This is a genomic window from Streptomyces phaeochromogenes (genome assembly GCF_001418655.1).
In the GTDB taxonomy this organism is placed as follows: domain Bacteria; phylum Actinomycetota; class Actinomycetes; order Streptomycetales; family Streptomycetaceae; genus Streptomyces; species Streptomyces phaeochromogenes.
Map to the genome: position 1 here is coordinate 1 of NZ_LIQZ01000364.1, position 7,569 is coordinate 7,569.

The 7,569-nt window shown below is 72.1% G+C and carries 5 protein-coding genes; 1 reads left to right on the forward strand and 4 read right to left on the reverse strand.

The window, feature by feature from the left end:
* Positions 1–657: MEDS domain-containing protein (locus tag AOK17_RS38040; protein ID WP_055617177.1), on the reverse strand; the 657-nt coding region annotated here is incomplete at its 3' end.
* 364 nt (positions 658–1,021) lie between these two features.
* Positions 1,022–3,448, reverse strand: coding sequence for an ATP-binding protein (locus AOK17_RS38045; protein ID WP_055617178.1), 2,427 nt, complete (start codon positions 3,446–3,448; stop codon positions 1,022–1,024).
* A gap of 641 nt (positions 3,449–4,089) precedes the next feature.
* Here AOK17_RS38045 and AOK17_RS38050 point away from each other — a divergent pair.
* Positions 4,090–5,466, forward strand: coding sequence for a M14 family metallopeptidase (locus AOK17_RS38050; protein ID WP_055617179.1), 1,377 nt, complete (start codon positions 4,090–4,092; stop codon positions 5,464–5,466).
* A gap of 66 nt (positions 5,467–5,532) precedes the next feature.
* Here the strand turns inward: AOK17_RS38050 and AOK17_RS38055 are convergent, their stop codons facing one another.
* Both AOK17_RS38055 and AOK17_RS49255 read right to left on the reverse strand, forming a co-directional pair.
* Positions 5,533–6,186, reverse strand: coding sequence for a hypothetical protein (locus AOK17_RS38055; protein ID WP_055617180.1), 654 nt, complete (start codon positions 6,184–6,186; stop codon positions 5,533–5,535).
* Between the two features lie 58 nt (positions 6,187–6,244).
* A partial coding sequence (locus tag AOK17_RS49255; protein ID WP_055617181.1) for a GntP family permease occupies positions 6,245–7,569 on the reverse strand: 1,325 nt, incomplete at its 5' end.

The window sequence follows — 7,569 nt, forward strand, 5'->3', positions numbered from 1 at the left end:
GATCAGGGGTGCGTACGGGGTCGCCGCCTCGGTGACCGCCGTCGCGAACAGGTCCGCGTCCGCGGGGGTGAGTCCGCGTGCCCGGGCGCGCTCGCGGAGGGTTTCGCGGTCCGGGGCGGTGAGGCGCTCGGCGTCCGGTGGCGGCGGGGGCAGGGGGACCGCGTCCAACTCGTGGACCAGGCGGGCCGGTTGTTCGTACACCGGGGTGTCGGGGTGTGCCCGGCGGGCGGCGTCGACGATGGCGGGGCCCGCGGTGCGGGTGTCGTACGCGCACAGGGCGGTCGTCGCGAACGGCGCGAAGAGGAGGTTGGCGAGCGACTCGTAGCGGATCCACTCGGTGGTCTCGCGGGCCGAACGCCCAGCGCGGCCGGCCCAGTGCGGCTCCATGAGGAGGTGGATACGGCCGCCGGGTCCCGCGTTCGCGGCGAGGTAACCGGCGCTCTGGGCAACGGCGTTGGCCGCCGAGCCCGTGTACCACTCGGTGTGCGGCACGAAGGTGATGCTCTTGGCGTCCGTGCCCAGCGCGTCCCGCAGGAGGGCGAGCCTGCCGGGGTCGGCGATGGCCACGGGCGGTGGTTCGCCCGGGGCGGCGAGGCCCTCCGCGAGGAAGGGGAGCGCGGCGGCGACGAACGCGTCGTCGGAGCCGAAGACCGCCATACGGTGGTCGAACGACCCTGGGGGCGGGGCTGGTTGAGCCTGCTGGGACGGCTCGGCCGACTTGATTGGTCGGGCCGGCTTGGTTGGTCGGGCTGGCCTGATTGGTTGGGCCGGCTTGGCTGGTCGGGCCGACTTGGCTGGTTCGGCCGGCATGGATGGCTCGGCCAGCTCGGATGGCTCGGCCGGCTCGGATGGTTCGGCAGTCACTAGGGCTCCCCTTCTGTCGTGTCCACCTGGTTGTGGGTCTGGTCTGTTCACCTGGTCGTGGGCGGGCTGCCCGGCTGTCGGTGAATTGCCCAGCTGCGGACGGGCGGGCGTTGTGGCGTCTCGCCGTCCGGGCCGGCCCCGGGACCGGGACCGGCGTTCAGCGGCGGGCGGAGACCCACGCCGCGATCTGGCTGCGGTTGCTGAAGCCGAGCTTGCCGAGGATGCGTTCCACATGGCCTTCCGCGGTGCGGCGGGCGATCACCAGGCGGTCGGCGATCTGCTGGTTGGCGAGCCCGTCGGCGACGAGTTCGGCGACCTCCCTCTCGCGCCGGGTGAGCGACGCGAGACGGGGATCCCCGCGGACGGAGTCCGGGGCAGGAGCGCCGTCGGCCCGGCGGGGGCCGGGGACGACCGCTCTCCCGGCTTCCTGGAGGGCGTACGAGACGATCGCGGTGAGCCCGAGCCCGCCGCCGCGCCGGTAGGCCCGGTCGAAGACCCCCGGTCCGACGGCCGCCCGCACCCGCGTCTCGCTCTCCTTGCGCGCGGAGTTGTACGTCGTGGAGCCGAACCGGTTGCCGTCGATGCCGGCCCAGACGCGGTCGGCGCCGCCGAGCAGGACGGCGGCGCGTTCGTGGGCGCCGCGGGCGGCGGTGATGACCACCAGCAGGTCGAGGGTGAGGCCGATGCCGATGACGTCGTGCACGGCGAGCTTGCGGCGCAGGGCGTCACGGGCGTGCGGCTCCGCGCGGTCCCACTCCTTCCGCTCCGCGTACGCGAGGGCGAGGACGCGCAGGACGTACGAGCGGACCCATTCCTCGCCGTGCTCCTCGCAGAGGCGGCGGGCGTCCTCGCAGACCTGGACGGCCCGGTCGGTGTGACCCAGGAAGGCGAGGCTGGCGGCGAGTTCGACCTGGTCGAGGACGGCGAGGCTGGGGAGCTGGCCGTCGACGGGGTTGCGGGCGACGGCGGCCTCGTAGTGCTCAAGGGCTGCGGGCAGGTCGTCGCCGAACAGGGCCATCAGGCCGAGCAGGTACTCGGCGTGCGCGACCTCGGCCGGGTCGCCGAGGCGGCGGGCGAGCGCACGGGCGTCCTCGGCGCGGTGGCGGCCCCGGGTGAGGTCCTCGGGGCAGCCGGCGAGCAGGCCCGCGACCCAGAGTGCCCTGGCGCGCTCCCGGGTGGGCTCGGGGTGCGCGTCGAGTGCGCGGTCCAGCCAGTACCGGCCCTCGCGGGGCGCTCCGCAGGCGTGCCAGTAGAACCACAGGGTCCCGGCGAGCCCGAGTCCGGCCCGGGCCTCGCCCGGCACGGTGAGGCTGAACTCCAGGGCGGCCCGCAGGTTGTCCTGGTCGGCCCGCAGCCGTGCCACGATCTCCCGCTGCCCCGGCCCGAACCACCTCCGCTCGCACTCCGCGGCCACTTCCTGGGCCCAGTCCCGCTGCCGCCGCCGGGCGGCCGACTCCTCCCCGGGCCACTGCCGCAGCTTGTCGAGCCCGTAGTGCCGCAGCGTGTCGAGCAGGCGGTATCTGGCCGTGCCGGGGCCGCCTTCCCTGCACAGCACGGACTTGTCGACGAGACCGGCCACGGCTTCGAGGACGTCTTGGGGGTGTACGTCGATGCTCTTGCCGTCGCCGAGGCTCGTACCGTCGCCCTGGTCGCCGTTACCCCGCTCGTCCTCGTGTGCGTCCGCGTCCGCGCACACCGCCTCCGCCGCCTCCAGGTCGAAGCTCCCCGCGAAGACCGAGGCCCGCGCCCACACCAACTGCTCGGCCTCCGTGCAGAGTTCATGGCTCCAGTCGACCGCCGCGCGCAGTGTCTGATGGCGGGGCAGGACGGCCGGACTGCCGGTGGTGAGGAGGCGGTAGCGGTCGTCGAGCCGGGCGACGAGCTGGTCGACGCCGAGGGCGCGCATCCGGACGGCCGCGAGCTCGATGGCGAGGGGCAGCCCGTCCAGGCGGCGGCAGAGGCGGGCCACGGCGGCCCGGTTGTCGGGGGTGAGTTCGAAGCCGGGGGCGACGGCGGCGGCCCGGTCGGCGAAGAGCGCAAGGGCCGGGTAGGTCGCGGCGGCCGAGAGGTCCGAGTCCGGGTCGGGCACCGGCAAGGGACGTACGTCCAGGAGGTGTTCCTCCGTGAGCGCCAGGCGGTGGCGGCTCGTCGCGAGGACACGGACGCCGGTCGTGCCGTGCAGCAGAGCCGCCGCCAACTCCGCGCAGGCGGACAGCAGATGCTCGCAGTTGTCGAGGACGAGGAGCAGTCGGCGGTCCCGCAGCTGCTCGACCAGCGTGTCCAGGGGCGGCTGTTCGGAGTGGTCGTGCAGGCCCAGCGCGTCGGCCGCGGCGAGCGGGACGAGCTCCGGGTCGTGCAGGCCGGCGAGGTGCGCGAAGCGGACGCCGTCGGGGAACGCCCGCTCGACCCGGGCGGCGATCCGCCCGGCCAGCCGCGTCTTGCCGACGCCGCCGGGTCCGGTCAGCGTGACCAGTCGTGCGGTGGCCAACAGCCGCCGCCCCTCGGCCAGTTCGTCCCGCCGGTCGACGAAGCTGGTCGTCTCGACCGGTGGCTGGTGGACCCTTCGCGGCGCTGATCCGCCCATGATCAGCCAGTCCTCTGGGTGTGAGACGGGAGCCGGAGTGGGTGGCTCCTCTTGTGCTGGTTCTCAGTTTTCCGGCTGCGCCTTGGGTTCGCACGCGCGCGTCACACCCGTGGGTGCACTTTGGGTGGGTCCGCGACGTGGGGGGTGCGGGCGCGTACACTGCCGGGCCGCATATATGCATTGCGCCCGGCTTGTGCGCCGCGTGCCGCACCGCGTGCGCCTGGCGCTCCGCGGGTAGGCCCTCTGATGCGTGCGGGCCGGTCGGTGCTTGTCGCGCAGTTCCCCGCGCCCCTGAAGGGGCGGGGCCGGCGATCCCGCGCGCCCGCCGACGCGCGGGACACGCGGCACGGGTACGGGACACCCGGCGCCCGGCGCGGGACACGCGGCACGCGGCACGCGGCCACGGGACGCAGGGCCACGGGCCACGGAGCGACCGTCTCGTTTCGGCCGGTTCGGGGTGGTGGGTTTTGGCCTGGCCTTGACCCGGACATGCCATAGCCCCACGATGAGCGCCACACCCGCACGCGGGGTCCTGTCGGCGCATTCGGCGGACAGCCCCGGCACGTCGCACCGATCCACCCCCCGCTCCACTCCCCACACTTCCGGTGATCCCGGAATTTCTGGAGAAACTAGGAGAATCAATGCGACTTCGCATCAAAGGCGGCGGCACACCCGCCGCACCCCCCTCACCCGGCAGACGCGGCCGGCGCACGGCCGCCCTCGCCACCCTGCTCGCCCTGGCTCTCGCGGCCCCCATCGCCGCCACGACCAGCGCGAACGGCGCCTCCGGGGCGGCTCCCGCCGCCGACACGGAGGAGATCCGTCAGTACGAGGTCCATGTCCACGGCAGCACCTCGGCCACCCGTACGGCGATCTCCCAGGCGGGCGTGTCGATCGACGAGGCCGACGAGGAGACCGTCGTCGTCTCGGGACGCGCGGCCCAGGCGAAGAAGCTGCGGCAGCTCGGCTACGAGGTCACGGCCCTCGGCACCGCCCCCGACCGCTCCAGCGCCGCGGACGTGGGCATCCTCGACTTCCCCTCCGCCGACTCCCGCTATCACAACTACGCCGAGATGAACACGGAGATCAACCAGCGCCTGGCCGCCTACCCGAGCATCATGAGCAAGCGCGTGATCGGGAAGTCGTACCAGGGCCGGGACATCGTCGCCATCAAGATCAGCGACAACGTGGCGACCGACGAGTCCGAGCCCGAGGTCCTGTTCACCCACCACCAGCACGCGCGCGAGCACCTCACCGTGGAGATGGCGCTCTATCTGCTGCGTGAGCTGGGTGCCGGGTACGGCTCCGACTCCCGCGTCACGAACATGGTGAACAACCGCGAGATCTGGATCGTCCCGGACCTCAACCCGGACGGCGGCGAGTACGACATCGCGTCCGGCGCCTACCGCTCGTGGCGCAAGAACCGCCAGCCCAACACCGGCAGTTCGTACGTCGGCACCGACCTCAACCGCAACTGGAACTACCGCTGGGGCTGCTGCGGCGGCTCGTCCGGCTCGACGTCCTCCGAGACCTACCGGGGCACCGCGGCCGAGTCCGCGCCCGAGGTGAAGGTCGTCGCCGACTTCGTACGCAGCCGGGTCGTGGGCGGCAAGCAGCAGATCAGGGCGGGCGTGGACTTCCACACGTACAGCGAGCTGGTGCTGTGGCCCTTCGGGTACACCAACGCGGACACCACGACCGGTATGACGGTCGACGACCGCAACGCCTTCGCCACGGTCGGCCAGAAGATGGCCGCCAGCAACGGCTACACGCCCGAGCAGTCCAGCGACCTCTACATCACCGACGGGTCGATCGACGACTACCTGTGGGGCAGTCAGAAGATCTTCGCCTACACCTTCGAGATGTATCCGGGGTCCAGCGGCGGGGGCGGGTTCTACCCGCCCGACGAGGTGATCGAGCGGGAGACCGCGCGGAACCGCGACGCCGTGCTGCAGCTGTTGGAGAACTCCGACTGCATGTACCGGTCCATCGGGAAGGAAGCGCAGTACTGCAGTTGAGTCACCTCGTACGAGGTGCGTGGGGAACTGCGGGACCGTTGCCGGTCGCGCAGTTCCCCGCGCCCCTTACGGGGTGCTCTCCGCGTCCTCGGTCTCTTCCGCTTCGGATGCCTCTTCGGCGTCCTCGAAGTACGTGTCCAGGACCTCGTCCAGCTGGGTCTCCCACTCCTTGAAGCGGGACCTGGCCGACGCCTCGATCTCGATCGGGTACCAGCGGCGGTCGGGGGTGTGCACCGTGATGGTGAACCGCTTCCCGAAGCGCGGCGACTCGGTCTCGACGGCGCCGATCTCCTCCCAGCGGAACTCGGCCTCCTGGTCGTCCAGGCGCAGCCGTACGCCACTGTGGTCGGCGACGATCTTCGCGCGGCGGTCGGAGGCCTCGAAGACGGGGCCGCCCTCGGGAGCCTCCTCCGAGTCCTCCGGCTCATCGCTGGAGGGTTCCTCGCCGGAAGGTTCTTCGTCTGAGGGCTCGTCGTTGGAGGGCTCGTCTTCGGAGGGTTCCTCCTCTGCGGCTTCCTTCTTGAGGTTCGTCTGCTTGGCAGGCGTCCGCTTCTCGGGGGCCGTCTCCTCCTCAGGGGCCGTCTCCCCGTCCGAGGCCGTCTCCTCGGAGACGGCCTCCTTCGGCTCGGCGGGGCGCGGGCCCGTGATGCCGGGCACGAACGCCGGGTCGACCGCGGCGCCTTGCAGGGGCTGGATGTTGGGTCCTATGCGCTGCTCCACAGCGGGCAGTATGGTCGACGATCCTGTGCCAGGAACAGCCGGGCTCCGCTTCGTCCCGCTATATGAAGATGCTCAGCAGCGCCGCCACCGCGAAGCCCGCGACCGACAGGACCGTCTCAAGGACCGTCCAGGACTTGAGGGTGTCCCGTTCGGAGATGCCGAAGTACTTGGCGACGATCCAGAAGCCTCCGTCGTTGACGTGCGAGGCGAAGATCGAACCGGCCGAGATCGCCATGATGATCAGCGCCAGATGGGCCTGCGAGAGGTCCTGTCCCTCGACCAGCGGGACGACGATGCCGGCCGTCGTGACGATGGCCACCGTCGCCGAACCCTGGGCGACCCGCAGCACGACGGAGATCAGCCAGGCCAGCACGACGACCGGCAGGCCCACGTCGTTGAACGTGTCCGCCAGCGCGTCCGCGATGCCCGACCCCTTCAGTACGGCGCCGAAGACGCCGCCCGCGCCGACCACCAGCAGGATGTTGCCGACCGGCTTCAGGGACGCCGTCGACACCGTCTCCAGCGACTTGCGCGACCAGCCGCGCCGGATGCCCAGCAGGTAGTACGCCATGAGCAGCGCGATCGTCAGCGCCACGAAGGGGTGCCCGAAGAACTCGATGACCGAGCGGAACGTCGACGGGTCCAGGGCGATGGAGGAGAACGTCGCGGCGAGGATCAGCAGCAGCGGCGTACCGATGATGAGGAAGACCGTGGAGAGGGCGGGGGGTTGCTCCGCGGGGGCCTCGGACGGGCCTTCGGCGACGGCGACCGAACCGGAGCCCGTGCCTGCGCCTGTGCCCTTGCCCGTGGCTGTGCTCTTGCCTGCGCCTGTGCTTGCGCCGTCGGTGGGTCCCCCGACCGCCGCCCGGCGCGCCGCGCGCTCCGCGGCGACCGCCGCCTTCGCCTCGTCCGCCGCCTCGACCATGTCCTGCGGTACGGGGACGAAGAGGCGCTTGCCGATCCAGGCGGCGTACGCCCACGCGGCGAGCACGGCGGGGATGCCGACGATGACGCCCATCAGGATGACCCAGCCCAGGTCCACCTTGAACAGGCCCGCCGCGGCGACCGGGCCGGGGTGCGGCGGCAGGAACGCGTGCGTCATCGACAGGCCCGCGAGCAGCGGCATGGCGTAGAGCAGGATCGACTTGCCGGAGCGCTTGGCCGCCGCGTAGACGATCGGCGCCAGGACGAAGATGCCTACGTCGAAGAAGACCGGGATGCCGAAGATGAGGCCGGTCAGGCCCATGGCGAGCGGGGCGCGCTTCTCGCCGAACAGGTTGAGCAGGCGGGACGAGAGCGCCTCCGCGCCGCCCGACACCTCCAGGATCGCGCCGAGCATCGTGCCGAGGCCGATGATGATCGCGACGTGGCCGAGGATGCCGC

What these genes read in the sequence shown, in the direction of transcription:
- AOK17_RS38045 (WP_055617178.1), bottom strand. Translation starts at nt 3,448, where the DNA reads ATGGGCGGATCAGCGCCGCGAAGGGTCCACCAGCCACCGGTCGAGACG.
- AOK17_RS38050 (WP_055617179.1), top strand. Translation starts at nt 4,090, where the DNA reads ATGCGACTTCGCATCAAAGGCGGCGGCACACCCGCCGCACCCCCCTCA.